Raw genomic sequence first — 25,348 nt, 5'->3', positions numbered from 1 at the left:
GGGAAATGAGGTTGATTGTGCAGCAGAATGCCACATTAAGACTTTCCGCATAATAGGGAAAACACTACACATCACAGAATTGATGCAAAGGTTTATTAAGGCCTGTTTAATCCCCCAATCAAGCATCCAGAGCTATAGGGATGCATAGATCTATAAACCATCTAGAAGAAGCAATCGGCATAGCCTTGACTTTTTATCATATTATTTTAATCTTCAATTATTTATGCGTGTTTATTTAGGTTTTACCTATTATCGGGTTTTTCATGAATTTATTGAAAAAACGGTCAAAAATTGATAGTTTTTTCAATGAGGAATAATAAGAAAGGAAAAGTTGATCATGATGATCAAAGATAAGGACAAATCTGATTATTTAAAAATACTCGGTTTTCTCTTGATGGCATTCAGTTCGATAGAGGCATTGGCAGATAAATTAGATGATCAAGATCTTGCAGCGCAATCTGTAGGTGTGGTTAAACTGTCACCCATTATTATTAAAGCTGTAAAGGAAAATGCACAACAACCTGTAGAAGAGCAAAATAACCTGCATAAACAAGTTGCTCAGGAAAGGTCAGACGATGCTAAAAAAGATGAAATTTATTCTACTGTATTAACTGATTTTGAGTGGCAGAAAAAAGATCCAGATCCAAATCAACCTGGGGATAAATATTTAAAACCACTTGAAAAATATAGAATAATTGAGGTTGGTTATAATCCATATCAACGCCATGATGTTCGAATTACAACCCAAGATCGCGTTACACTTTATATAGGACATGAAATTGACCCCGTGGCTTATAAATAAGCCCGAGGTCTAACATGATTAAACAGGGAAGTGCTTAATTTTCCATGCTCTATGGATTTTTTGATTACGTTTGAAATCTAAACCAATCGTTTCATTGGTGATCTCTTGTACATCAAACATTGCATCGATTTCTTCGTCCATCTCAAAACCACGATAGTTATTTGAGAAATACAACGTTCCCTCTGTGGTTAGACGATTCATTGCACGTTTAAGTAAAGAAATATGGTCACGTTGCACGTCAAAAGTACCGTAGAATTTCTTTGAGTTTGAGAAGGTTGGTGGGTCAATAAAAATCATGTCATATTGTTCATGACCTTCTTTTAACCATTCAAAACAATCACTTGAGAAGAATTGATGCTGTTCATCTGGGTGATCAACCGTTAAGCCATTCAAGACAAAGTTTTCTTTAGACCAATTTAGATAAGTATTGGATAAGTCAACACTTGTCGTACTTGCAGCACCACCTAAAGCAGCGTGTAGACTTGCTGTAGAGGTATAACTATACAGGTTCAGGAAATGCTTTCCTTTAGCTTCAGCTGCAATACGTAGACGCATTTGACGGTGATCTAGGAATAATCCAGTATCCAGATAATCAGTCAAGTTGATTAAAATTTTGGCTTTACCTTCTTGCACAATAAAACGTTTAGATGCAGTACTTTGTTTTGCGTACTGAGTTTTACCTTCTTGACGTGCACGAGTTTTGATAAAGATCGCATCACGACCTAAACCAGTTACAGCACGGATTGAAGCCAAAGCAAGGTTAAAACGTTTTTTGGCTTTTTCTGGGTCAATGGTTTTTGGTGGTGCATATTCTTGAACATGTAAACGATCACCATACAAATCTACAGCGACATTAAAGTCTGGTAAATCTGCATCATAGAGACGTAAACAATAAATATCTTCTTTTACAGCCCATTTCTTTAAAGCTTGCATATTTTTTTGCAAACGATTGGTAAAGTCTTCCGCACCTTCGATTTTTTCAAATTGTTGAGGTTGCCAATCTGCAAGGAAAGGTTTAACCACTGCTGCAGGCTTAATATCACCAAAACGAATATAAATTGGCAATTTACCATTCATTAAACGTAAGATTTGTGGATTGTTAAATGCCAATACATCAGCTTGTTCAACAGCCGCTGCGATAACGGCAGCATGCTGATTCGGGAAATTCTTTTGTAGAAGTGCTGACAGACCCAGATATAAAGCTCGGTTAGAGGCTTTTTCCCCTAAACGCTCACCATAAGGTGGGTTGGTGACAATAAATGAAGTTTTGCCTTCTGCTTGGAAATCAGGCCAATCTGCTAAAGTACGCTCTTCAATTTGAATTTGATCCAGTTGTTGCTCAAATCCAGCAGCAATAATATTTTGTTTGGTTGCTTTTACTGCTTCCCAATCTGCATCATAGGCATAGAATTTAGGTAAAGGTTGTTCTAGGGCAACTTTATGACGTTCAGCTGCTTCAGCTTTAATCGACATCCATAACTCATGATCATGTCCATTCCAGCCATTAAAGCCGAAACGGCGCACTAAACCGGGTGCACGATCAGTCAGGATCATCAATGATTCAATAATAAAGGTTCCTGAACCACACATTGGGTCAAGAATAATTTCTGGATTGCGTTGTTTAAGCTGTGCTTTTTGTAGGATAGCGGCGGCTAGGTTTTCTTTAATCGGCGCATCTGTCATAAAACGACGATAGCCACGCTTATGTAAAGAATCTCCAGATAAATCTAAACAATAGGTGTGTTCAGTTTTTCCAGCAAGCACATACAGGGTAATTTCAGGCTGTTTAATGTCGATACTTGGACGTTTACCTACAGCTTCCATGAAGGAATCAACCACACCATCTTTAACACGTAAAGTCGCAAACTGTGTATTGACTTTAATATCACGTTCTACGTGAAGACGAATTGCGAAAGTACTTTGTGGTGCAAAAATAAGTGACCAATCAAAATTGATCGCACCTTCATAAAGTTCTTCTGCAACGTCACGTGCATCATGGGTAAATTCAAGTTCATGAACATGAATAGGTGTCAGTACACGAGAAGCCAAACGTGACCACATACAAACACGGTATGCATCTTCCAGTTTGCCTTTAAAGATTAAACGTCCAGGAAATTTTTCAATATCTTGAATCCCTAAACCTTGAATTTCTTCTTGCAGTAAGGTTTCTAGTCCATCTGCACAGGTAACCCAATATGTAGAAAGACGTGGTTTCGAATTCATGAATATTTCCAAAGACATTAAAAAAGCAATCGCGTATTTTAGCGTATTTTGATGACGAAAACTTATAGAATGGCCTTTTAAGTCCGAAATTTTATAAAAAGTACTAAATTCAGTTAAAAACTTGGTTTTTTTGCTTGAAATATATTCAAATATCAATATGTAGATAAGATCAAATAACGAATTTAAAAAATGCTCAGTCTTATTGTTTCAATGTTTATTTTTTCGCTATCTATGTCGATTTCACCGGGACCTGTGAATTTGACCATTTTAACTAGCAGTATGAATTATGGTGTAAAAGCAACTTTTGCATTTATTTCAGGGGCGACCATTGGTTTTACCTTGTTATTGGCATCAGTCTGTTTTGGTTTGTATCAAATGATTGTGATCTATCCTGTACTTCTTGATGTGATCACGATTTTAGGTACAGTTTTATTGTTGTGGATTGGACTCAATATTTTACGTGCAGAAGGGACCGTGATCTCAAGTCAATCCCAAGATGAAGTAAAAATACCGACCTTTATACAAGGTGCGTTAATGCAATGGCTAAATCCCAAAGCATGGATTGCCGCAGTGGCGGGTACAGGGCTATTTTCAACGGGGCATATCCATGCTGTTTTATTGGTTTTTGTAGTGATTTATTTTGTCGTCTGTTATCTATCTTTATTACTGTGGGGGATTGCTGGTGAAAAGTTAGCAAGCTTTTTAAATACAGGAAATCGAGCACGTCTTTTTAATATCGTGATGGGACTGTTATTGATTTTGATTTCATTGGAAATGTGTTGGCGCTATTTTTATCATTAAAATTTGATTTAACTTTCTTACATTCAATGTAAGGCTTAAACATGGATTTATTTTTACAATTGCACTGATGTATTGAACAGAATAGTGTCGCTGATAATCATGATGTTTTAGTTTATAGGCTAGGTCAAATGACTAAAAAGCAAAAAAATCGAAACATTGAGCAAAGCTCTGAAATATTTGAAGTATTACTGATTTGCATCAAGTCATTGATCATAAATGAAGCTTATGTTTTTGTATGAACTTTTAGAAACTCTTGGTTATCAATTCATTTTTGTATTTTTGAATCATAGATGGTGATCCTATAGTGGGGCGACAGGGATGTCGCCGTTGGGCGGGGGTAAAGGACGTATCCCTCGCACGACGGAAGATTTTTGTCACTTTTCATCTCTGAAAAGTTAGGCATCGCCTACGCAAAGCTATTTAAACTTTGAATATAAGGTGTGGCATTGCAAGATTTTTAGAATTAAACAATTTAATTTTCTCATGTAATTGATTTAATTTAAAATATTGATTAAGAGAAATTATATTCTTGTGTCTGAGTTTTTTGAAAGGTTGAATATAGTTCATGATGAGCGCAAAGTGCATACGGGGCAATTTCTAGATCTATTTGAAGGTCCTCAATGTGTGGGGCGGGTTCTAGTCGGTAAGCGTTTAAATAGAGAATAATGTGTATACATTATTAATTCATTTTATAGTGTGATTTTGGTACATAATTTGCTTGATTATCCACCGTATTGGCTCAGAAATTTAATTGAATTTTAATGAATTAATAAATACGGGGATTTCTATGCAAGATATTAACAACAGCAGATTTATTGCACATGCAGATGCGTTTTCCATCGGGGCATTAATCTTAACGCGATTAAGACGTGTGACAGGACGTGTGATTGATGTGATGTATTTAGTGGATAATAAAAGCTATGCACAGTATGTGATTGATATGTCATTGGCGACTCAAGATCCAGAATTAAATCGTCATGCCTTGCGCTTACAGCATTTATTAGAACAGGAACAACCAGCTTCCTCTGTGAATACAGTAACGACAACGCAAGTTGAACAAAGCGAGGACGCATATGTTTCTGGTGCAACAGAAGAAGAAATTTATCGAGCACAAGTTTCACATCACTATATTGGTGCATTGAGATAAGTGGGGGCAATAAGCTCTAGCTATAGTGTTAGAGCTTAATTGATACAGTGTGATTAAAATTAAAACTCATTTATAGTATTTTTAAGCTGAGGATAAGTTGTGAGACAATCACTTGAGTTATACGAAATTCAATGCAGAAATTAGCAAATATTTAAAAAACAACCAAATGATTTACGTTGGTACGGCTGATGAGTCGGCACAACAAACTGAGCTGCGATTAAGTCATTATCATCAAGCAAAGGCTGTTGTGTTTAAACTGTGGGTTGAACAGAAAAAATATAAAGAATTAATCTCCTGTGCACATGGGCGTTGGTATCCTTATGAGGATTTTACTCTGCCATTGGCACAATATTTTGCTGCTCAAAAGGATTTTCCACATTTAAAATTTCTTTGTGAACACGAGATCCGCTTTCGTTTAGAAGATACCTTAAAGTGCTTAAAACGTGTAAAAGAATATGATGAGAGATTAACTAATATACAAATATCGGAATATCAATTGCATGATTTTGATCCACAAAAGCACCATCCCATAGCAGAATTACTTAAATGGCGTAATCAAGCCTTGCTGCGAATAGATGCTTATATTGAGCTGTTAAAAGATCAATCAGATATTGACTACCTCAATATGATTCAGCAACTTCGAGAAAAATTGATGAACTTAACGCTCAAACTGGCAGACTTAAAGCAGATCAAATTTAAAATTTGATCGCTGACTTTTATGACTATTTGTCCAAAACTTCAACTGCCAAAGAAAAAGAAAATCTGTATAATACGTTAACTTAACCTCTAAGGAATCTCTCATGCACTTGGCGGCATTGCATACACCGAGTCAGATTCAACTCAATAATGACGGAAACTTAAAGCATTTCCTGACCATCGAAGGTCTTTCTAAAGCAACCCTCACCAAAATTCTAGATACAGCCCATTCCTTTATAAATGATCAAAATCAACTGATAACGACACCACTTTTAGAAGGTCGTACAGTGATGAACTTATTCTTTGAAAATTCGACACGTACACGAACTACTTTTGAAGCGGCTGCAAAACGCTTATCTGCAAATGTATTGAATATTGATATTGCACGATCAAGTACTTCAAAAGGGGAAACATTGCGCGATACGCTATGGAACCTCGAAGCGATGGCAGCAGATATTTTTGTTGTACGCCATTCTTCATCAGGCGCAGCGCATTTTATTGCTGAAACAGTTTGTCCGCACGTTGCAATCATCAATGCTGGAGATGGGCGTCATGCTCATCCAACTCAAGCAATGTTAGATATGTTAACCATTCGCCGTGAAACAAAAAAGAATTTTGAAGACATTAGTCTGGCGATTATTGGTGATATTAAGCATTCGCGTGTGGCACGTTCAGATATCGCAGCGTTACAGACTTTAGGTTGTAAAGATATTCGTGTGATTGCACCAAACACTTTGCTTCCGTGTGGTTTTGATGAGTATGGTGAAGGCGTTCGCTTGTTCAATAAAATGGATGAAGGCATTAAAGACTGTGATGTGATCATTACTCTACGTATTCAAAATGAACGTATTGATTCACCAGCTTTGTCGTCACAAGCTGAATTTTACAAAATGTATGGTTTAAATAAAGATCGGCTTGCCATGGCTAAACCTGATTGTATTGTTATGCATCCGGGACCTATGAACCGCGGTGTAGAGATTGATTCTAGTATTGCTGATGGTGCACAGTCGGTAATTTTGCATCAAGTGACCAATGGTATTGCAGTGCGAATGGCTGTTTTGGCTTTGGCAATGCAAGGTCAGTTGCAAGAGAAAGGTTTGTTAGAAGCAATTGCAGTTTAAGGTTAAGGATAAAGTCATGAGTAGTGTAAAAATTGAAAATGTACGTGTCTTAGACCCAATCAAAAAAATTGACACTGTACAAACGGTTTATGTTGAACATGGAAAAATAGTCGAATCATCTGCCAATGTCGTAGATACCATTGATGGACAAGGAAAATGGTTGATACCGACCATGGTGGATTTGTGTGCACGATTACGTGAACCAGGTCAGCAACAGCATGGTACCTTGAAGTCAGAAGGTAAAGCGGCACGTGAAAATGGTATTTTGCATGTATTTACCCCACCTGATTCAAAGCCGATCGTGCAAGACAATGGTGCTTTGATTCATGGACTTGTAGAAAAAGCCATGTTAGATGGTGGTATTCATTTACAAGTGATTGGTGCGCAAACCCAAGGTTTAAATGGTAAACAACCCGCAAATATGGCAGGTTTAAAAAAGGGTGGTTGTACTGCCGTTTCAAACGCCTATGCAACTTTTAAAGATGATGATGTGGTTCTGCGTACCTTGGAATATGCGGCTGGTTTAGACATGACCGTAGTGTTTTATCCAGAAGAGCATCAGATCGCAAAAGACGGTTGTGTACATGAGGGGTTTATTGCCTCACGCCAAGGTTTACCGATGATTCCAGCACTGGCTGAAACTGTTGCTATTGCGAAATACCTGTTGATGATTGAAGCCACAAGCGTCAAAGCGCACTTTGGTTTGCTTTCAAGTGGTGCATCTGTAGAGTTGATTAAAATTGCAAAAAACAAAGGTTTGCCTGTGACAGCAGATGTTGCAATGCATCAATTGCATTTAACAGAACACTTAATTGATGGTTTTAATTCTTTGGCACATGTGCGCCCACCATTGCGTGCTGAAAATGACAAAGAATTACTGCGTCAAGGTGTCAAAGACGGTGTGATTGATGCGATTTGTACCCATCATGAACCTTTGAGTGGTTCTGCGAAATTAGCGCCTTTTGCCGAGACTTTACCCGGTATTAGCGCATTTGATACCTATGTGTCTTTTGGGGTGCAATTGGTTCGTGAAGGTTTGTTTGAGCCTTTAGAATGGGTTGAAAAAGTTACGCTTGCCCCTGCAAAAGTGGCCAATATGACGGATCGTTGGGTCAAAGAGTCGGGTTGGGCTTTGGTTGATCCAGATCTAGAATGGGTTGTTAACAATGACAGTATTTTATCTCATGGAAAAAATACGCCATTAATCAATCAAAAAATGGTCGGTAAAGTGCTACAAACGTTTACTGCCTAAGCTGTAAAATTTACATAAGCGCAAAAATTGAAACAAAAAGCCAGCATAAGCTGGCTTTTCAAATAGATATTGAACACGCTGTGCTACAAAAAGCTATTATAACTATTAGAATTTAATCACTAGAATAAAAAATGATCAATAAAATGATTTTTAATGTGACAAATACAACAATGAAATCGGAGTGTCCAAAATTATGAATATTATTGAGCTTCTAAAAGAACGGGTGACCACAAAAGTTTTACAGGGTGATCTTCAGTTTCAAGATGAAAAAATCGGTGCTTTAAGTGCCTTTTATCCCATTCTCCTCTCAGTTTTAAAATCAAAACCAGAACTTATTAATACACTTCAACAAAATCTAAATCCTCGCTTAGGCGATATTTTCAGTCACCAACCAGAAACGGTCGCGCATTTTTTAGGACTGGTTGCGGGCAATGCACCGACCCAAGAAATTGAAACCACATTAAACCATTCCATTGCTCCGACTTTATCATTGCTTGCAGATCAAGCAGGTTCAGATGGTAAGCATGAAATTTTTGATTTTATCAAAGCGCAATGGAACAATATTCAAGATGCTTTGCCAGCTTGGGCAACAGGATTATTTGCCACACTGGGCTTAAGTGTAGGCGGTCTTGGTTTCGCAGCCACAACGCAAGCTGCACCCGTGGCTGAGGCTGTTATCCCCCCTGTAGAACCTGTGGCACCGATACCTGTACAAAGTGTATCTCCAACACCAGTACCTCTTGATACGTCTACAATCACAACAAATTCGATCCAAGATGAACCTAAAAAATCCAATTGGTTATTGCCAATTATTGCTTTGTTGGTGATTGCTGGATTGGCCGCATTGTTATTTAAACAGTGCAGTAGCAAGCCACCTGTAGGGGGTGATCCAGTAAGCAGTGGAGCTTCACAAGCTGTTGCTGATGTGCAAGCCGCTGAACTGCAAATTTCAACAGATGCTGAAGGTAAATTAGCAAGTTGTCAGGCACAATCGAGCAGTCAATCTTTATTGGAAAGTTTAAAAACCAGTATTGCCTCTGTGTTTGGTCAAACCGATCATTGTCAACTCACAGCCAGCAGTGCTTATGCCGCTGATTTGCCGGATCAAAATGCTGTAGATCAGGTGTTGGCTAAAATTAAAGGTATTCCAAACATTTCATTGGCTTGGATCGGTGATCAACTTACCATTCAAACAGCAGATTTAGCGCAAGCACAAAAATTGGCAGACGAGTTAAAAGCTGTTGTTCCTAATCTACACATTTCTGCACAGCAAACAGCCGATGCAAATGCAGCTCCAACCAGTAGTGCTGCAAATGTAGATACAAGTAATTCACAAGCAGACCAAGCACTTTCAAGCATTCAGGCAGATAAAGCCAATGTAAATGATATTGCCGCTGCATTGAATTTACAGGTGATTAATTTTGCGACAGGTTCTTCTGGTATTCCAGAAGCCAATAAAGCGATTTTGGATAAGGCAGCGAATTTGTTAAAACAACTACCAGATGCAAAACTTGTGGTTAAAGGTTATACCGATAATGTTGGGAATGCGGATTCAAACAAAAAATTATCTGAAAAACGTGCAAAATCGGTTGTTGCATATTTGGTTGAAAAGGGCGTACATACTTCACAGTTAACTGCTGAAGGACATGGTCAAGACAATCCAATTGCAGATAATTCAACCAAAGAAGGGCAATTTAAAAACCGCCGTATTGAGTTTGAAGTACTTGGTGCAACGACGCCATAATCCCTTTTAGTTAGATGCTCTGTGCCAAAACGCACATAAATTGTATAAAAAGCTTCTGAATATCCAGAAGCTTTTTATTTTTTACTCGAAAATTCTTCAATTATTTGGTTAAATGACCCACATAAAAATATGATCGGATAAACAATGAATAAATCATTAAACCCATTATTTATGATTGCTGCGATTTCGAGTACCTTGATGCTGTCAGGCTGTGATTACTTCAAAAAGAAAAAAGATGAAGGTAATTCTGAACTAGCAGAGTGGAGTTGTACCAATCAAGATAATATCAATCAAATTCAAAAATATTTGAAAGATGAGTATTTGCGTGAAGTCGCAGACAATATTAAAAATTCTGGTTATGAAGCTGACCAAGCACTACTTCAGAAAATTAACAATGCTTTAAAGTTTGAAGTGAAGAATGTTCGTACGATCACTGAAGACTCGTCTAAAACTAATCAACTGGAATGTGAAAGTCAGTTAGTGGTTCAATTCCCGAAAGGCTTACAACAGCGTGCTGAAAATTCATATGCAGAATTTGGGCAAGATTGTGAGGAGGGATGTGAAGGTGATGGGTATCGTAGTATACGTGAGTATATCGAAGCTGGTGAATCTAAATTGGTATTGGCCAATGATCAGCTAAAAGGCAAGTTTAACTATAATGTTGTGAAAACAGACAAAGATGGTTTAACCCTTGATGTGCTTAATCAGGATGCAGTTATTCAAGGGGTAACTTTTGTTACGGTAAAAGCGGTACAATACGCAGCCTATATGAAAGAAAATAAAGATATGCGTGAACGCGAGCAGGTCAACCAAATTGAAAATGCAGAGCAAACAGCGCTTGCACAAAAAGCCATGGATATCCGCAAAAAAGAGCTAGATGAAGAAAAGCTCAAACAAGTTGATCGTTTAAACCAGACTTGGGATAGTTTGAGTGATGAACAAAAAGCACAATTTAAGCAAGATCAAACAGAATGGTTTGAAAAACGTGATGTTGATTGTAAAGTCATTTCACAGAAAAGTTTTGGTGATATTCCAGACAGTGAAATTGAAACCTATCAGCAACAACGTCAATATTGGGATGATGCGATGTCTCAACAAAATAAAGAGATGCAATATACCAAGTGTTTTAATAAACGTACCGCTGAGCGAATTATTTATTTAAACAATGCATTAAATTGATGTAATCATCATAATCTGAGAGGGATGAATTGATTCATCCCTTTTTTATTGGCATGCTGTAACTATATTTAAAGTTTTAGATGTTGATATGCGTATTAGTATTGTTGGTTCAGGTCGTGTTGCTACACATTTTGCAAAAGCACTGTCAAAACAACATCATATTGTTCAGATTTATAGTCGTAATTTAAACAATGCACACAGCTTAGCCCAGCAGGTGAATGCTCAGGCAATTGATGTTGTGCATTGTATAGAACCTGAAATTGATTTATTAATTATTGCGGTGAGTGACCAAGCCATTGCTCAAGTCATCCAAATGATTCATTCACAACTTTCGGATGTTTTGATTGTTCATACTTCTGGCAGTACCAACCTCAATATATTGACTGAACACCATGTAAAATCTGGGGTTTTTTATCCCTTACAAACTTTTAGCTTTGAACGTGAAGTGGATTGGCAGAATACCCCGTTGTTTATTGAAACGGCTTTGCAAGAGGATTTGTCTACTTTAACGACGCTAGCAAATAGTCTAAGTAATCAGGTTTATCCATATAATTCAGCGCAGCGGCTGAGCTTACATCTGGGAGGGGTATTTGCCTGTAATTTTACAAATTATTGTTATGACATGGCTAAACAAGTGGTCGATGCCCAGCAGGTCGATTTTAATTTACTGTATCCATTAATTTTGGAAACAGCAAAAAAAGCCACTCAAAATGATCCTGAAACAATGCAGACGGGTCCTGCAAGGCGTGGAGATGTGAATATTTTAAATATGCATCAGCGCATGTTACAGGATATGGGGCGGGAAGATCTTAAAGATGCCTATACACTTTTAAGCCAACAGATACAGAAAAAACACTCACTTGATTAAGTGAGTGTTTTATCAATCGTATCTTTTTAAATCAATTGAGATCTAGTTTAAAGCAGCGTGATCTGCACCGATTGTGACAATAACACCAATACAAAACAGGCTACAGTAGATAAAAAACCAGATGATCATGCGTTTAAAGGCTTTGTCTGAAATCGAGCTATCAGCATATTGTGGTTTTTTAGGGCTTTTGTCATCATTCATCGCAAAATCTCTTTCTGCTTAATATAGATTCATTATGGATAGAAAAGTGTTCACACTGTAGATACAAAAAATTAGAAAAAAACTATAACAGATAAGTAAGCAATGATGAATCTGTTATAAAAATTCAGCTTATGTCGTCACTGATTTACCAATAATATAAATCAATTGGTTTAATGCATTTTGAATCTTTTCATTCATTTCAAATGAACAATTCATCCGAATAAAGTGATTTTGTTGATTGCTAATATTAAATAAGCTGCTCGGCGCGACACTAACACCGTGTTCTAACATGTGCTGATAGATCTCATTACTATCGACTTGTTCAGGCAATTCAATCCATAGAAAGTATCCGGAAGGATAATAATTGACATGGCATTGCTCAGGTAAATGGGTTTTTAAATAATTAAAATATTGTTTTTTATAACGTTGTAAGGTGGATCGTAAAGTTTTTAAATGTTTTTCATAATGACGATGAGAGAGGTATTCAACCAAGGCATTTTGGATAAATGAGTTGACTGAAAGGGTGCTCATAAGTTGAGTGTGTTGAATATGTTCAGAGAATTTACCTGCATAGACCCAACCGATACGAAAACCTGCACCTAATGTTTTTGAAAAAGAAGAACAATGTAGTACCCAATTTTGTTGATCAAAATACTTCATTGAGAGGGGTTTTTTCTGATCATAGTAAAGTTCTTCATAGACATCATCTTCAATCAAATAAATCTGATATTGGTTGAGTAACTTCGCCAATTTTAATTTAATTTCGTCACTCACAGTAAAGCCAATTGGATTTTGACCATTTAACATCATCAGACATACTTTAATTGGATATTTTAAAATTGCCTGTTCGAATGCGTCTAAATCAATGCCATGTTCAGGATGTTCTGGGATGGTAATTACTTTTAATCCAAGTCGTTCAGCCGCTTGCCATGCACCATAAAAAATCGTCTGTTGTAATAAAATATAGTCTCCAGCTTGTGTAAGTGCTTGCAATGAAAGATTTAAAGCATCTAAACCTCCAGATGTAATCACAATATCAGATGGATCAGTGGGGATACCTTGCATAGCATATTTTTGAGCAATAATTTTTCTCAGTTGATAATTTCCAGGTGGGAGGCTGGGTGTTTGTTCATAGCTACGCCGTTGTCGAGCAAGTTGTCCAAGCGTTTGTATCAGTTTAGCGGAGTAGAGCAATTGGCTATTGGGAAAGGCAGAACCTAAAGGGATAATGTGTTCAGATTGTGTTGATTTTAAATATTTAAAAACAACGGAGTTAATTTCAACTGTTTCATTAATCACATGTAATGTAGTGGGGTGATCTGAGCTTTGTTCTACAACAAAATACCCAGACTTTTCTTTTGAATAAATCAGGCCTTGCGCTTCGAGCTCTTGATAAGCATTCATCACCGTAATCAGGCTTAAACCTGATTGTTCAACCTGTTGACGTAGTGAGGGTAACTTTTCATGTGCTTTCCACGTCCCATTTTCAATCAATAATTTTAGGCTATGGGCCAGTTGTTCAGATTTATACATAGGTCAATGCAAGTGGGTATTTAAAATAACTATAACAGAAGCAATCAGCACAGCTCTATCTGTTATATATTTTTTCTAAAATTTTGTGGCTATATTTCTTTTTGATTTCTTTCCAAAATAGTCGAACGCGATGCAGTATAGAATGAGGCAGGGATATGTTTGTGACGACTCAGTTGAATGTGCTCACACAAGTTTTATGTGAGCATGGTTGCTCTGAAAATGTGATAGAGCAACTCAATCAAAGATTTGTAAACTTAGAAGCTACATTGTTGCGTGCCAAAGTCTTACGTGAATTTTCAAAAAAGAAAAGTACAGCGATTATCCAATCTGCAATTACTTCAAATCATTTAAGTCTGGCTTATTTGTTTTCACCCTTTATTTTGGCGAATTTAAATCAAACAGTGCTTTACTCAACTCTTTTGACAGCACAGGTTCAAGATATTTTAAAACCTTACTATCAGGTGGAAAAAACCATGAACTTGACCAAGGATGATGTCGTTCTAGAAAGTTTAAATCTATTTTTAGACCTACAAGATCAAACATGGGATGCACAGGAATTTGTTTATTTTCAGTTGTTCAAAGCACTGACTCAGGCAGAAGTTTATCGTATCTTTTTAATTACAGATCAACCGATCAATCCAGATTATTTGTTTGAAATAGAATGTTTTTTTAAGGTTCGAATTTTCTTGGTAAATCCCGAAAATGATCAAGATGGTCTAAATCTGCAATTAGATCATCATGATCATAAATTAAACATGCAGAAGCTTTTGTTTAAATATAAAGATGATTTTCATGTGGCTTTATGTCGTAAATTTTCAGAAATGAATGCTAAAATTTTAAATTTATCAGGTCTTTATGATTTAGTTCAAGCGCAAAACCTAGTCGAAGATATGTTTTATTCTGAACATATTTATGAAAAACTATCGGTTTATGCTGAATATATGCAAACACGATTACAGAACAATGTGTTTAGTCCCAAATTCAAATCTGTGTCAAGTTTGCAAGCTTAGATGCTGAATAATTGCATAAACAACACTTTGTTAAATTGCTATCTATAAAGATACAACATGAGCCGTGAATACTTAGTTATTAGGTTAAAGTCTAGTCTAAAGCTTTATATTTTAGCGATCAGATAAGTGTTTTTTGAGATGATCTAAAAAGAGCTTCACTTTTTTTGGAATCTTTTGTTGAGATGGCGTAATTGCATAAAAATAAAGTTGCTTTGAATGATAGTCTTCTAAACAACGAACAATTTTTCCAGCATCTTGATCTTTTTTTGCTAAAAAATCGGGTAAAAATATAATGCCTTGATCTTGTTTACAAAAATCTAAAAGGAAATCGCCACTATTGCATGTCAATTTCGGCGTACAGTAAATAGTTTCTTCTTTTTTATTCTTATTCAGCACAATTTTAGTACTTGAATCCGTTTGTGAATACAACAATAAACTGTGCTGTTTTAACTCATCAATTGTATTGGGTACGCCATATTTTGCAAAATAAGCTGTAGTTGCATAAAAATGTCGATGATAGGTACTAAACAGGTGAGCATTACGCTGATCAATATCCTGACTGATTCTTAGAACAATATCATATTGATCTTCACTGATATTTAAAAACTTATCTGAAAGTAACAAGTCTATTTTGATGTTGGGGTACTGTGTCATAAATTTAGAAATGATCTCGGTAAGATGCGCATGTCTAAATGAATGAGGTGCATTGATTCTGAGTTTACCCTCGGGATATTTCTGGTCGTGGGTAAAGTCACTGGTTGCCCATTCAAACTCACTCATAATGACTTTAGAGTGTTGATAAAATTTTTCACCTGAATGAGTTAAATCCATTTTGCGAGTATTGCGGATGAACAGGACCGTATTAAAAATAGTTTCCAAATGGCAAATTCTTTTCGCAACTTGATCTCTAGTAATGTTTAAGTGACGTGATGCACTGCTGAAATTTCCATATTCAACGACACTAATAAAAGTATTGATACAGTCTAATTTATCCATTTAATTTTAAAGTACTCTTCACTTGAATGATGAGGGGCTGTTGACATTTCATAAATAGCTTGTGTTGTAAGCTAAAATTGAGCAGACAAGGCATGAAACGAAAAGAATAGCGAGACTATTTTCGAGTTTCATAACGTAGGCTGAGATAATTTTAGCCACAACCCTTCGGGACTAGTGTGGTTTTTGCCGCTACTTCGTTACGAACTATTCATTTAGAATGACTAAATTTCATATTTCGTGCCTTGTATCATCTAAAAACCACTCGAAGTCGCAAACATAGACGAATTGTCAACAGCCCCTAAAGTAACGCATCATCCTATGCTGATCAATCATTGTATCTTTTTAGGATACAGTTTGTATTTAAAATAGTGTCTAGTGGTTTACGTGTATTTTTGCTTTTATATAAATTCCTTTATAAATGTGTTGCGAATCAAAATGAATAAAGCATTTTTAGAACAACTTACACCTCAAAACTGTCAAATCATCTTTATTGATCAACAACCACAAATGGCTTTTGGCGTACAGTCAATTGATCGTCAAACTTTAAAAAATAATGTGGTGGGATTGGCTAAAGCCGCTCAGGTTTTTAATATTCCAACCACCATTACAACAGTAGAAACAGAAAGTTTTTCAGGACACACTTTTCCAGAATTATTAAATGTGTTCCCTGAAGCCCCTTTACTCGAAAGAACCTCTATGAACTCATGGGATGACCAAAAGGTTCGTGATGCATTGGCAGCCAATCATCGTAAAAAATTATCGTATCGGGTTTATGGACTGAAGTTTGCAATATTACATTCGCTTTTGGTGCAATGCTGGAAGGTGATTATGAAATTTATATGGTTGCCGATGCTTCAGGTGGAACTTCAAAAGAAGCACATGATTATGCGATGCAACGGATGATCCAAGCAGGCGTGGTTCCTGTAACCTGGCAACAAGTTTTACTTGAGTGGCAACGTGATTGGGCACATCGTGAAACTTATGATGCAGTGATGGACATTGTGCGTGAACATTCGGGTGCATACGGTATGGGCGTAGATTATGCATATACTATGGTACATAAAGCGCCAGAAAGAACCACAACGCAACATGAAGTTATTGCACCTGTGTCAGCAAAATAAACCTTATGGATATAAATATTCATCTACATGGAGATGATCATGACAGATGTACAGTTAATTCTTAAGAACGGCAAAATTACCACGCTTGACCCGAAACAACCTGAAGTAGATGCAATTGCGATCGCTGATGGAAAAGTGTTTGCCGCGGGTGATGAAAATAGCATCATGAAGTTGGCCAACGACTCGACAAAAGTGATTGATTTAAATGGTCGTCGCGTTATTCCCGGTTTAAATGACAGCCATCTCCATATTATCCGTGGCGGGCTTAACTATAATATGGAGTTACGTTGGGAAGGGGTCCCGACTGTTAAAGATGCTTTAAACTTACTCAAAGAGCAGGCAGAAAATACGCCAGCACCACAGTGGGTACGTGTTGTCGGTGGGTGGACTGAATTCCAATTTGCAGAAAAGCGTTTACCAACTTTAGCTGAAATCAATAAAGCTGCACCTGATACCCCTGTTTTTATTCTGCACTTATATGCAAGTGCAATGTTGAACAGAGCAGCATTAGATGTCTTAGGTTTTAATAAAGATACTCCTGATCCACCCGGGGGCAGAATAGAACGCAATGAAAAAGGCGAGCCAACAGGTTTATTATTGGCAACGCCTTCTGCTGCAATTTTGTATTCAACACTGGGTAAGGCACCCAAATTACCCGTCGAAGATCAAGTGAATTCTACCCGACATTTTATGCGTGAGTTAAATCGGCTCGGTGTCACTTCTGCGATAGATGCCGGAGGGGGTGGGCAAAACTATCCAGATGATTATGCAGTGATCAATCAATTGCATGAAAAAGATCAAATGACCGTTCGTATTGCTTATAACCTCTTTGCACAAAAAGCCGGTGAAGAGTTAGAAGATTATCAACGATGGACAGAAATGACGTTTCCTGGTGATGGTGATGCATTATTGATGATGAATGGTGCGGGTGAAAACCTGACTTGGTCAGCTGGTGATTTTGAGGATTTTTATGAACCTCGCCCAGATCTTCCAGAAAAAATGGAAACTGAATTAGAAGCTATTGTTGAACATTTGTCTGAGAAGAAATGGCCGTTTCGAATTCACGCCACCTATGATGAAAGCATTAGTCGATTGCTCAATGTTTTTGAACGTGTCAATGGTAAAAAGCCATTTGAAACCCGTTTTATTATTGACCATGCAGAGACGGTTTCAGAAAAAAACATAGAACGGATTGGTGCCCTCGGTGGAGGAATTGCCATTCAACACCGTATGGCGTATCAAGGCGAAATCTTTGTTCAGCGTTATGGTGCCGATGCAGCCAAAGACACGCCTCCGGTAAAAAAAATGCTTGAGTTGGGTGTACCAGTGGGCGCTGGAACAGATGCGACGCGTGTTGCATCATACAATCCTTGGGTCTGTTTGGCATGGTTAACCACAGGTAAAACTGCGGGTGGTTTTACTTTATATGATGAGAAAGACTTACTTGATCGTCAAACAGCGTTAAGACTATGGACCAAAGGATCTGCTTGGTTTTCAGGCGAGCAAAACCATAAAGGCGCTTTAGTCGCAGGGGAACATGCAGACCTAGTTGTACTCTCAGATGACTATCTCACTGTTGAGGGCGATGAAATTCAATTTATTGAATCAGTCATGACGGTGATGGACGGTAAAGTGGTCTATGCGGGTGCCGAATTTAAGCAACAAGATCCACCGATTCCACCCGCTTCGCCTGATTGGTCACCAGTCAAGCGATTTGGCGGGCAGTGGCGCCACTCTGAAAATCGTAATGCGCCTTCCTTACAACCCTTACAAAAAGATTCAGCAGTGTGTTCATGTTCTAGCAGCTGTGGCATGCATGGACATTCGCATGCATGGATGCTTGATGTTCCTATCAATGATCAGGATAAAAAATCATTTTGGGGCGCATTAGGCTGTTCTTGTTTTGCTTTTTAAAACCAACCTAAAAAATTCCATCTGAAACTAGGTGGAATTTTATTGGGGGAGAAATTTATGAAAATCTATCTGATCTCTTTGGCCGTTGGGTTGTTGGTTGGCGTGTTGTATTACCTATTAAATGTGAAATCTCCAGCCCCCCCTTTTGTGGCCCTATGCGGTTTATTGGGGATGGTTATTGGCGAACAACTCATGCCAATGATTAAAAACTTATTATCCTAACGATAGGGTGATGCAATAACAGGAGAAAGGGGCAAATGATGCAATTCAGACTAAGTAAGTTATTGAGCTTCAATGCAGGCTATGTCGATACTGCAAGCTTTCTCGCATTGCATGGCTTATTTTCTGCCCACGTGACAGGTAATTTTGTAACATTAGGCGCGGCTTTAGTCTCCGAGAGTCAAACAGGTGCTTGGGCTAAATTGGCAGCACTACCGATGTTCTGTATTACAGTTTTATCGGTCAAATTGTTGGATCAAAAGTTTATCCGACATCAAAATAGTTCATATGCGTTTTTTCTAAAACTGATGTTTTTGCTTTTTAGTATTGTCGCCGTATGTTCCTACTTTTATTTGCCCTTTCCGAAATACGATACCATCATGAGTTTCACTGTAGGCATGTTGTTGGTGGCGGCTATGGCGATTCAAAACGCGATGCACCGTATCCATTGGACGAAAGAATCACCAACAACCGTGATGACGGGTGCTACAACACAATTGATGTTAAATATTGCCGAGCTTTTTTCCAAACCTTCTCAGGAAAAAAGACTGCAAATTCGACAGAGTATTGTTGCAATTTTTCCAACCATGTTGAGTTTTGCACTGGGATGCGCAGTTGCCGCAATCGTATATAAATTTGCACTACTGTGGTTATTTTTGCTTCCCCCAGTTTTATTGCTGATGATTTACATCAATCGGGACAACTATAAAAAAGCTTAGGTTTTGAAAGATCCTAATTCTAATTAATTATTGAATGACGAGTAGAACATGGAAAATATACAAACGACGCCGCCGAGTGGGTTTTGGAAAACATGTCGAGATCCTTTGTTATTGACAATTGTGGGTGGCGCAATTGATACCATTGGCTTTATCGCACTGTTTGGTTTTTTTACTGCGCATGTCACAGGAAACTTAGTCTTAGCTGGTGCTGCTTGGGTCAAAGGTGGGCCTGGGATTTGGATTAAGCTTGGGGCAATTCCCTTATTTATTCTGACTGTTGCCATCACCAAATATTGGATTGATCGTAGCGTACAAAAACATACCACCTTAAGTTATTTATTTTTGGGGGAAGCAATTTTTTTAATTGGGTTTATGCTTGCAGGTTTATATTTTGAACCGTTTAAAGATGCCAATAGCGTCACTGTCGCAATTACAGGTGGTTTAGGGCTGATCGCCTTAGCTATTCGTAACACTTCAAGTAAAACCTTAATTAAACATATTAGTCCGAGCACCATGATGACGGGAAATACAACACAGTTAGGTATAGATATTTCTAATTATTTAAGAGATCGGAACCATAGCAATATGCAAAAGTTAAAGCACAGTTTCAGCATTGTGGTGGGTTTTGTGATTGGCGCATTTTTAGGTGCTTTTTTATATGTGTATCTAGATTTCTGGAGTGTCGCTTTCTTTGTGGCACCCGTGTTGTATCTGTCTTATCTCGCAGCCCAGCAAAGATTTGTCCAACCAAGCTAGTGACTCAATGATGAATAAACGTCAATGAGTAATCATGCTTAATGGAGTTTTGTCATGATTATTGTGACCACGTAGGCGCTTAAAAATTCCCTCAAATATTTATTGGAACAATCGTCTTTTAGTTAAATCAAGCCTTGATTGATTTAACTCGCATTCATCATTCACATTTTTGAGAAATCCAAAAATTAAACCATGTTTTGTCGAATAGCAAAACCAGCATCTGTCATTTATTTAAATTATGGACTTTGCAAAATTAAGGTAAACCTATGTCAAATTTGATTAAATTTACAATTTCTCTTGTTTCATTGCTCAGTATACAGTTACATGCTGCTCAATACAGCTTAGACAAAAATAGTCCTTATTTGTTTGGTGATTGGGAGGGGATGCGGACTGAACTTTTAAAGCAAGGCATTAAATTAGATGCAAACTTGATTGTAGACAGCGCTTATTTAGTTGATGGTGGCTACAATCCGGGGAGTGATCCTAAATATGCCAGTCAATTTTTAATTGGTTCAACTTTAGATTTAGAAAAGCTGGCAAATTGGGAGGGGATCACATTAAGAGCAACAATCACAGCAAGACAAGGACAAAGTTTATCTTCAGAAGGTATTTCTGATCCATCCGCACCACAGCTTGCCAATGTTCAAGCAAATTATGGTCGTGGCAACAGTAAAAGTCGATTGACCGAGTTTTCTTTGGAGAAAAACTTTAAAGAACAGGGGCTCAGTATTAAATTAGGGCGTTTGGGAATGGGTACAGATTTCAATGTGATGTCTTGTGAATTTCAAAATAATTCATTTTGTGCTACGCAAATGGGAAAATGGCAAAGCGGAATTTGGTATAACTCTCCAATTTCTCAATGGGGTGGTCGTTTAAAATATCAATTTCACCCAGAACTCGCCTTACAAATCGGTGTTTATGAATATAACCCTCAAAATGCTTTAGAACGGCATGGCTGGAATCTGAGTACCCATCAAGCTGATGGTGTCACCATTCCGTTAGAGATGATCTGGCAACCGAAATCATTGATCAATGCATTAGCAGGAACTTATCGCGTAGGAGCAATATATAACACTGCAGATGAAACTAAAAATCAAAAGGATATACGGACGGGGCAGCAACAAAATCATACCTATGGCGCTTGGTTTAATTTTGACCAGCAACTTACTTCAGTTGGTGTAGGAAAGCAGGGCTTACACAGTTTTGCAAATTTTACATTCCATAGCCGTACCACCAACAAGGTGGATCAGTCTCAACAGATCGGTCTAAAGTATTATGGGGTGATAACCAGCCGAGCTGAGGATAATTTGGGTTTTGCGCTTAATCGTATTCATATCAATAATCGTTTTGCAGATGATAAGAAACAAATTAATGCTGATGCCGAATATAATATTGAATTAAATTATAGTTATTATCCAACAAAATGGCTGATGTTACGTCCAAGCCTGCAATATATTGTTCATCCTGGTGCAACACATGATATCAACAATGCTTGGGTCTTGGCATTGGGGACAAAGCTTAACTTTTAGAATCAAGAATAGTTAATTAAATTTTATCAATGCATACTGATGTTACGAACACTAGGTATTTATCTATATTGATTATAGATGGGTTTATATACTGCTTGATCCATGCTTATGCCATATAATGTAAGGCAATAAAAAGCCGAAAATAATTCAAAGTATTCTCTTAAATAGAAAATGAAGACTGATTTATTTTTAGTAAAACCACCTTACACAAGCATCTGCTAAAAGTTGCGTAGTATCGAAGCTTACATTTAAAATTGGAGATTGAATGGCGTGTAAGCCCAAGGGAATTTCTGTACAGGCTAAAATAATTGAACCTGCACCTACATCTATAAGCCGTTGACTGAGTTCTTGAAAAATGATACCTGCTTTTTCTGATTCATTCCGTTTAACAGCATAAACTGCAGGCATAAATTTTTTTTCAATTTCTTCTTCAGAATTCATTACATAAGGGATGTTATATTTACTTAATTCACGTTGATATAACTCGGTAGAAAGGGCGCCTTTGGTTGCTAAAATTCCAACTTTATCACCATATTTATAATGATCCAAAATCTGTTGTACAGTAATTTCAATCATATTTAAGATTTCAATATTGGTCTGTTGTTGTAAGTCAGCATGCCAAAAATGTGCGGTGTTACATGGAATTGCCACTTTAGCAACACCACTACGTTCTAAAATTTTTAATCCATGTAACATGGCTTTGAAAGGACTTTCACCTAAGTTTTTAAGTGCAAGTTGTCGGTCAGGAATTCCACCATGATTCCAAACAATAGTTGGAATATGTTCCTGATCTTTAGTTGCAGGGCTTGCATCGAGCAGGCGCTGTTGAAAATCAACTGCAGCACCTGGCCCCATGCCACCCAGGATTCCGAGCGTAGGAAATTCTGAAAAATCAATCATTTTACAAGCGGTATGCGTCTTTGTGAGAGAATGTTTTACGGTACCCAAATAAGCCTACAGCACCACCAGTATGCAGAAAGATCACTTTGTCGTTTTTAGTGAAATAACCTTGGCGAATTAGGCCTACTAAACCTGCAAAACCTTTACCTGAGTAAACTGGGTCAAGCAAAATACCTTCAGTTCTGGCAAGGAGTTCAACAGCTTCAACCATGCTGTCTGTTGGGATACCGTAACCTTCGCCAACATAGTCACTAATTGCCACAACTTTTTCACGTGCGATAAGATCAGCACTCAAACCAAGATGTTCTAAAGTTGAGCGAGTAAGTTTATAGACGTTTTCTTCTTGTTTAGATTTTTCAGCACGAACGCTGATACCTAATACAGGTAAGTTAGAATTTGTTGCAACAATACCCGCTAAAAGACCTGCTTGAGTTCCAGTACTCCCTGTTGCATGTACAAGATGAGTTGGTGCAAGTTGGATCTGGTTGAGTTGGTTAATTAATTCAATTGCAGTAGATACATAACCTAAAGCACCAATAGCGTTTGAGCCTCCACCTGGAATAATATAAGGACGTTCACCTTGTGCTTCTAATTCTTCTGCTTTCGCTTCTAAAGCAGCAGCCATGTCTGTGCCGCCAGGAACAACTTCAATTGATATGGCACCTAAAATTTCGTCCAGCAATAAGTTCCCATTGTTGTAATATTCATCTGCAGCATCACTGACGCGTTGTTCAAGTAAAACAGATGCTTTTAAGCCAAATTTATTTGCTGCAGCAATGGTTTGACGAACATGGTTAGATTGAGTTGCACCTTGAGTAATCACATGCGTTGCGCCTTTTGCAATTGCATCGCCTATTAAAAATTCTAATTTACGGGTTTTATTTCCACCAGTAGCAAGACCTGTTGCATCATCGCGTTTGATATAAATTTCAGGACCGTTTAATGCTTTGGTTAAGTTAGGTAAAAACTCAAGAGGAGTAGGTGCATGAACAAGTTTAACGCGGGGTAAATGACTTAATAACATAAAAGTGTCCTGTAGATTTAGTGTATGTAATCAATCATGCGGTTAACTTCTTTGCGCATAATTTCTAAAATATGTTTTTTGGCTTCAATGAATTCTGGCTGTGGAGCAATATTTTCAATCGTACGTGTATGAGGTAAATTGACTTGAATATCTTCTGCAATACGTCCAGGATGTCCTGCCATTAAGATAATGCGATCTGCTAAAAGTAAAGATTCGTCTATATCATGAGTGACAAATAAAACGGTCGTTTTGTTATCTTGCCAAAGCTTAGTTAATGTTTCCTGCATCAAAATACGTGTTTGAGCATCCAAAGCACCAAAGGGTTCATCCATGAGTAAAATTTTTGGTTTCATGACCCAAGCACGGGCAAGTGCAACACGTTGTTTCATCCCCCCTGAAATTTGCCAAACGCGATGATTTTCAAATTTTTTTAAACCTGTTTTTTCTAAGTAATATTCAGTTTGTTCGGTAATGTATTTAGGCTCTCCCTTTAATTGCTTAAGGGGAAAATAAATATTTTCTTTCACTGTAAGCCAAGGGAATAATTGTGCTTGTTGGAATACAACAGCTCGATCAATGCCTGGTGCTGAAATAGGTTGACCATCTACATAAATGTTACCAGAGCTAGGTTTTTCAAAACCTGCAAGTAAGTTCAAAATAGTTGATTTACCGCAGCCAGATGGACCAAGTAAACAAACGAACTGACCCTCAGAAATTTCTAAGTTAATGTCTTTTAGAACCGTATTTTCAGATTTGTTTTGCTTGAATGTTTTTTGAACATTATTTAGCTGAATAAATGCTTGAGTCATTATACTTTTCCTGTCCAAGGTGCCCATTTTTGCTGTGCTTTTACAATGAGCCAATCTAAAATAAAGCCAATTGTTCCAAGTAAAATAATACCGACAATCACAACATCAGTACGTAAGTATGAGCCCGCGTTAATGATCATCCATCCTAAACCTGACGTTGCAGCAACCATCTCAGCCGCAATTAATGAGGTCCAACCAATACCAATCGATAAGCGAATCGTGGTGAAAATTTCAGGAAGTGAAGAGGGTAAAATGACACGAAATAAGATTGATGCTTTTCCTAGTCCCATTGTTTGTGCTGCTTGAATTAAACCCTGTGGAACGTTTTGGCTTGCTGCAGTTGCGCCAACAATTACACTAAGTAAAGTAGCAATAAAGATTAGGAAAAATTTTGATGCCTCACCAATCCCCAACCACACAACAACTAATGGGATTAAAGCAATTTTAGGAATAGGGCGTAAAAATTGTACGAATGGATCTAAAATGGCATTGAGTACGGGACTACGGCCCATTAACAACCCCAAAAGAACACCAATAATAATGGCAATGAAAAATGCAAAAAATGCACGTGCCGTACTTACTAAAATGTGTTGATAAAATGGAGCATCTCGATAACCGTTTTGAAATAAATCTAAAACTGTATCTACTATTTGTAAGGGGGATGGCAATAAAATGGGTGACACAAGTTTAAACGTACACACAAGCTGCCAAATAACAACAAAAGTGATTAGTGATAATGCACTAATTACTTTTGCTTTAAACGGGTTCAACTGACTCATTCTAT

Annotated in this window: 23 protein-coding genes and 1 pseudogene; 16 read left to right on the top strand and 8 right to left on the bottom strand. The window is 37.5% G+C overall.

The window, feature by feature from the left end; all coding sequences use genetic code 11:
- Nucleotides 1-337 precede the first annotated feature (337 nt).
- Nucleotides 338-802, top strand: a complete 465-nt coding sequence (locus F981_RS09930; protein ID WP_004721109.1) for a hypothetical protein — start codon at nt 338-340, stop codon at nt 800-802.
- 18 nt (nt 803-820) lie between these two features.
- On the opposite strand, the gene rlmKL is transcribed toward F981_RS09930, so the two are convergent.
- Entirely contained in the window at nt 821-3,025 is a 2,205-nt protein-coding gene (rlmKL, locus tag F981_RS09925) for a bifunctional 23S rRNA (guanine(2069)-N(7))-methyltransferase RlmK/23S rRNA (guanine(2445)-N(2))-methyltransferase RlmL (RefSeq protein WP_004721106.1), read from the bottom strand.
- 189 nt (nt 3,026-3,214) lie between these two features.
- Between rlmKL and F981_RS09920 the strand changes: the two genes are divergently transcribed.
- The 8 genes from F981_RS09920 (at nt 3,215) to F981_RS09885 (ending at nt 11,833) form a co-directional block, all read left to right on the top strand.
- Nucleotides 3,215-3,826 carry a LysE family translocator gene (locus F981_RS09920; protein WP_004721104.1) on the top strand — a complete coding sequence of 204 codons (612 nt, stop codon included), beginning with the start codon at nt 3,215-3,217 and terminating at the stop codon, nt 3,824-3,826.
- A 787-nt stretch (nt 3,827-4,613) separates the two neighbouring features.
- Complete coding sequence (locus F981_RS23920; RefSeq protein WP_004721102.1) at nt 4,614-4,973, top strand: hypothetical protein; 360 nt, start codon at nt 4,614-4,616, stop codon at nt 4,971-4,973.
- 112 nt (nt 4,974-5,085) lie between these two features.
- A complete protein-coding gene (locus F981_RS09910) occupies nt 5,086-5,679 on the top strand; it encodes a hypothetical protein (protein WP_004721098.1) in 594 nt (197 codons plus the stop codon).
- A gap of 94 nt (nt 5,680-5,773) precedes the next feature.
- Entirely contained in the window at nt 5,774-6,790 is a 1,017-nt protein-coding gene (locus F981_RS09905) for an aspartate carbamoyltransferase catalytic subunit (RefSeq protein ID WP_004721095.1), read from the top strand.
- 16 nt (nt 6,791-6,806) lie between these two features.
- Nucleotides 6,807-8,042 carry a dihydroorotase gene (locus F981_RS09900; RefSeq protein WP_004721093.1) on the top strand — a complete coding sequence of 412 codons (1,236 nt, stop codon included), beginning with the start codon at nt 6,807-6,809 and terminating at the stop codon, nt 8,040-8,042.
- A 193-nt stretch (nt 8,043-8,235) separates the two neighbouring features.
- Nucleotides 8,236-9,786: an OmpA family protein gene (locus F981_RS09895; RefSeq protein WP_004721091.1), complete on the top strand. Its 1,551-nt coding sequence runs from the start codon at nt 8,236-8,238 to the stop codon at nt 9,784-9,786.
- A 144-nt stretch (nt 9,787-9,930) separates the two neighbouring features.
- Nucleotides 9,931-10,965, top strand: a complete 1,035-nt coding sequence (locus F981_RS09890) for a lysozyme inhibitor LprI family protein (RefSeq protein ID WP_004721090.1) — start codon at nt 9,931-9,933, stop codon at nt 10,963-10,965.
- An 88-nt stretch (nt 10,966-11,053) separates the two neighbouring features.
- Entirely contained in the window at nt 11,054-11,833 is a 780-nt protein-coding gene (locus tag F981_RS09885; RefSeq protein WP_004721088.1) for a Rossmann-like and DUF2520 domain-containing protein, read from the top strand.
- 42 nt (nt 11,834-11,875) lie between these two features.
- Here the strand turns inward: F981_RS09885 and F981_RS23915 are convergent, their stop codons facing one another.
- Nucleotides 11,876-12,034 (bottom strand): hypothetical protein, encoded by a 159-nt coding sequence (locus F981_RS23915; RefSeq protein ID WP_004721086.1) that lies wholly within the window; start codon nt 12,032-12,034, stop codon nt 11,876-11,878.
- A 129-nt stretch (nt 12,035-12,163) separates the two neighbouring features.
- Nucleotides 12,164-13,567, bottom strand: coding sequence for an aminotransferase-like domain-containing protein (locus F981_RS09880; protein WP_004721084.1), 1,404 nt, complete (start codon nt 13,565-13,567; stop codon nt 12,164-12,166).
- Between the two features lie 155 nt (nt 13,568-13,722).
- Between F981_RS09880 and F981_RS09875 the strand changes: the two genes are divergently transcribed.
- Nucleotides 13,723-14,577 (top strand): hypothetical protein, encoded by an 855-nt coding sequence (locus F981_RS09875; RefSeq protein WP_004721082.1) that lies wholly within the window; start codon nt 13,723-13,725, stop codon nt 14,575-14,577.
- Between the two features lie 111 nt (nt 14,578-14,688).
- On the opposite strand, the gene F981_RS09870 is transcribed toward F981_RS09875, so the two are convergent.
- Nucleotides 14,689-15,573 carry a LysR family transcriptional regulator gene (locus tag F981_RS09870; RefSeq protein ID WP_004721080.1) on the bottom strand — a complete coding sequence of 295 codons (885 nt, stop codon included), beginning with the start codon at nt 15,571-15,573 and terminating at the stop codon, nt 14,689-14,691.
- Between the two features lie 435 nt (nt 15,574-16,008).
- Between F981_RS09870 and F981_RS09865 the strand changes: the two are divergent.
- The 6 genes and pseudogenes from F981_RS09865 (at nt 16,009) to F981_RS09845 (ending at nt 21,831) form a co-directional block, all read left to right on the top strand.
- Nucleotides 16,009-16,694: pseudogene (locus tag F981_RS09865) on the top strand (hydrolase).
- 39 nt (nt 16,695-16,733) lie between these two features.
- Nucleotides 16,734-18,608 carry an amidohydrolase gene (locus F981_RS09860; protein WP_004721075.1) on the top strand — a complete coding sequence of 625 codons (1,875 nt, stop codon included), beginning with the start codon at nt 16,734-16,736 and terminating at the stop codon, nt 18,606-18,608.
- A 57-nt stretch (nt 18,609-18,665) separates the two neighbouring features.
- Nucleotides 18,666-18,830, top strand: coding sequence for a DUF1427 family protein (locus tag F981_RS23280; protein ID WP_004721074.1), 165 nt, complete (start codon nt 18,666-18,668; stop codon nt 18,828-18,830).
- A gap of 38 nt (nt 18,831-18,868) precedes the next feature.
- Complete coding sequence (locus F981_RS09855) at nt 18,869-19,546, top strand: YoaK family protein (protein WP_227515068.1); 678 nt, start codon at nt 18,869-18,871, stop codon at nt 19,544-19,546.
- A gap of 48 nt (nt 19,547-19,594) precedes the next feature.
- Nucleotides 19,595-20,302 (top strand): YoaK family protein, encoded by a 708-nt coding sequence (locus F981_RS09850; RefSeq protein ID WP_004721070.1) that lies wholly within the window; start codon nt 19,595-19,597, stop codon nt 20,300-20,302.
- 266 nt (nt 20,303-20,568) lie between these two features.
- Nucleotides 20,569-21,831, top strand: a complete 1,263-nt coding sequence (locus F981_RS09845; protein WP_004721069.1) for a carbohydrate porin — start codon at nt 20,569-20,571, stop codon at nt 21,829-21,831.
- Between the two features lie 189 nt (nt 21,832-22,020).
- Here F981_RS09845 and cuyB read toward each other — a convergent pair whose 3' ends face one another.
- Genes cuyB through F981_RS09825 form a run of 4 tightly spaced genes read right to left on the bottom strand, consistent with a single transcriptional unit; the run spans nt 22,021 to nt 25,343 of the window.
- Nucleotides 22,021-22,731 carry a cysteate racemase gene (gene cuyB, locus F981_RS09840; protein ID WP_004721068.1) on the bottom strand — a complete coding sequence of 237 codons (711 nt, stop codon included), beginning with the start codon at nt 22,729-22,731 and terminating at the stop codon, nt 22,021-22,023.
- Nucleotide 22,732: 1 nt separating this feature from the next.
- Nucleotides 22,733-23,755: a D-cysteate sulfo-lyase gene (gene cuyA, locus F981_RS09835; RefSeq protein WP_004721067.1), complete on the bottom strand. Its 1,023-nt coding sequence runs from the start codon at nt 23,753-23,755 to the stop codon at nt 22,733-22,735.
- A gap of 17 nt (nt 23,756-23,772) precedes the next feature.
- Nucleotides 23,773-24,564: an ABC transporter ATP-binding protein gene (locus F981_RS09830; protein ID WP_004721066.1), complete on the bottom strand. Its 792-nt coding sequence runs from the start codon at nt 24,562-24,564 to the stop codon at nt 23,773-23,775.
- On the bottom strand, nt 24,564-25,343 hold the full coding sequence (locus tag F981_RS09825) for an ABC transporter permease (RefSeq protein ID WP_004721065.1): 780 nt from the start codon (nt 25,341-25,343) through the stop codon (nt 24,564-24,566). Before F981_RS09825 ends, F981_RS09830 begins: the two co-directional genes overlap by 1 nt.
- Nucleotides 25,344-25,348 lie beyond the last annotated feature (5 nt).

This window comes from Acinetobacter guillouiae CIP 63.46, assembly GCF_000368145.1.
Lineage (GTDB): Bacteria > Pseudomonadota > Gammaproteobacteria > Pseudomonadales > Moraxellaceae > Acinetobacter > Acinetobacter guillouiae.
The sequence above is the reverse complement of the archived record's forward strand: the minus strand, read 5'-3'. Positions and strand labels throughout refer to the sequence as shown.

What these genes read in the sequence shown, in the direction of transcription:
- F981_RS09825 (WP_004721065.1), bottom strand. Translation starts at nt 25,343, where the DNA reads ATGAGTCAGTTGAACCCGTTTAAAGCAAAAGTAATTAGTGCATTATCA.
- rlmKL (WP_004721106.1), bottom strand. Translation starts at nt 3,025, where the DNA reads ATGAATTCGAAACCACGTCTTTCTACATATTGGGTTACCTGTGCAGAT.
- F981_RS09830 (WP_004721066.1), bottom strand. Translation starts at nt 24,564, where the DNA reads ATGACTCAAGCATTTATTCAGCTAAATAATGTTCAAAAAACATTCAAG.
- F981_RS23280 (WP_004721074.1), top strand. Translation starts at nt 18,666, where the DNA reads ATGAAAATCTATCTGATCTCTTTGGCCGTTGGGTTGTTGGTTGGCGTG.
- F981_RS09905 (WP_004721095.1), top strand. Translation starts at nt 5,774, where the DNA reads ATGCACTTGGCGGCATTGCATACACCGAGTCAGATTCAACTCAATAAT.
- F981_RS23920 (WP_004721102.1), top strand. Translation starts at nt 4,614, where the DNA reads ATGCAAGATATTAACAACAGCAGATTTATTGCACATGCAGATGCGTTT.
- F981_RS09890 (WP_004721090.1), top strand. Translation starts at nt 9,931, where the DNA reads ATGAATAAATCATTAAACCCATTATTTATGATTGCTGCGATTTCGAGT.
- F981_RS09895 (WP_004721091.1), top strand. Translation starts at nt 8,236, where the DNA reads ATGAATATTATTGAGCTTCTAAAAGAACGGGTGACCACAAAAGTTTTA.
- F981_RS09855 (WP_227515068.1), top strand. Translation starts at nt 18,869, where the DNA reads ATGCAATTCAGACTAAGTAAGTTATTGAGCTTCAATGCAGGCTATGTC.
- cuyB (WP_004721068.1), bottom strand. Translation starts at nt 22,731, where the DNA reads ATGATTGATTTTTCAGAATTTCCTACGCTCGGAATCCTGGGTGGCATG.
- F981_RS09900 (WP_004721093.1), top strand. Translation starts at nt 6,807, where the DNA reads ATGAGTAGTGTAAAAATTGAAAATGTACGTGTCTTAGACCCAATCAAA.
- F981_RS09880 (WP_004721084.1), bottom strand. Translation starts at nt 13,567, where the DNA reads ATGTATAAATCTGAACAACTGGCCCATAGCCTAAAATTATTGATTGAA.
- F981_RS09920 (WP_004721104.1), top strand. Translation starts at nt 3,215, where the DNA reads ATGCTCAGTCTTATTGTTTCAATGTTTATTTTTTCGCTATCTATGTCG.
- F981_RS09850 (WP_004721070.1), top strand. Translation starts at nt 19,595, where the DNA reads ATGGAAAATATACAAACGACGCCGCCGAGTGGGTTTTGGAAAACATGT.
- F981_RS09930 (WP_004721109.1), top strand. Translation starts at nt 338, where the DNA reads ATGATGATCAAAGATAAGGACAAATCTGATTATTTAAAAATACTCGGT.
- F981_RS09860 (WP_004721075.1), top strand. Translation starts at nt 16,734, where the DNA reads ATGACAGATGTACAGTTAATTCTTAAGAACGGCAAAATTACCACGCTT.
- F981_RS09845 (WP_004721069.1), top strand. Translation starts at nt 20,569, where the DNA reads ATGTCAAATTTGATTAAATTTACAATTTCTCTTGTTTCATTGCTCAGT.
- F981_RS23915 (WP_004721086.1), bottom strand. Translation starts at nt 12,034, where the DNA reads ATGAATGATGACAAAAGCCCTAAAAAACCACAATATGCTGATAGCTCG.
- cuyA (WP_004721067.1), bottom strand. Translation starts at nt 23,755, where the DNA reads ATGTTATTAAGTCATTTACCCCGCGTTAAACTTGTTCATGCACCTACT.
- F981_RS09870 (WP_004721080.1), bottom strand. Translation starts at nt 15,573, where the DNA reads ATGGATAAATTAGACTGTATCAATACTTTTATTAGTGTCGTTGAATAT.
- F981_RS09875 (WP_004721082.1), top strand. Translation starts at nt 13,723, where the DNA reads ATGTTTGTGACGACTCAGTTGAATGTGCTCACACAAGTTTTATGTGAG.
- F981_RS09885 (WP_004721088.1), top strand. Translation starts at nt 11,054, where the DNA reads ATGCGTATTAGTATTGTTGGTTCAGGTCGTGTTGCTACACATTTTGCA.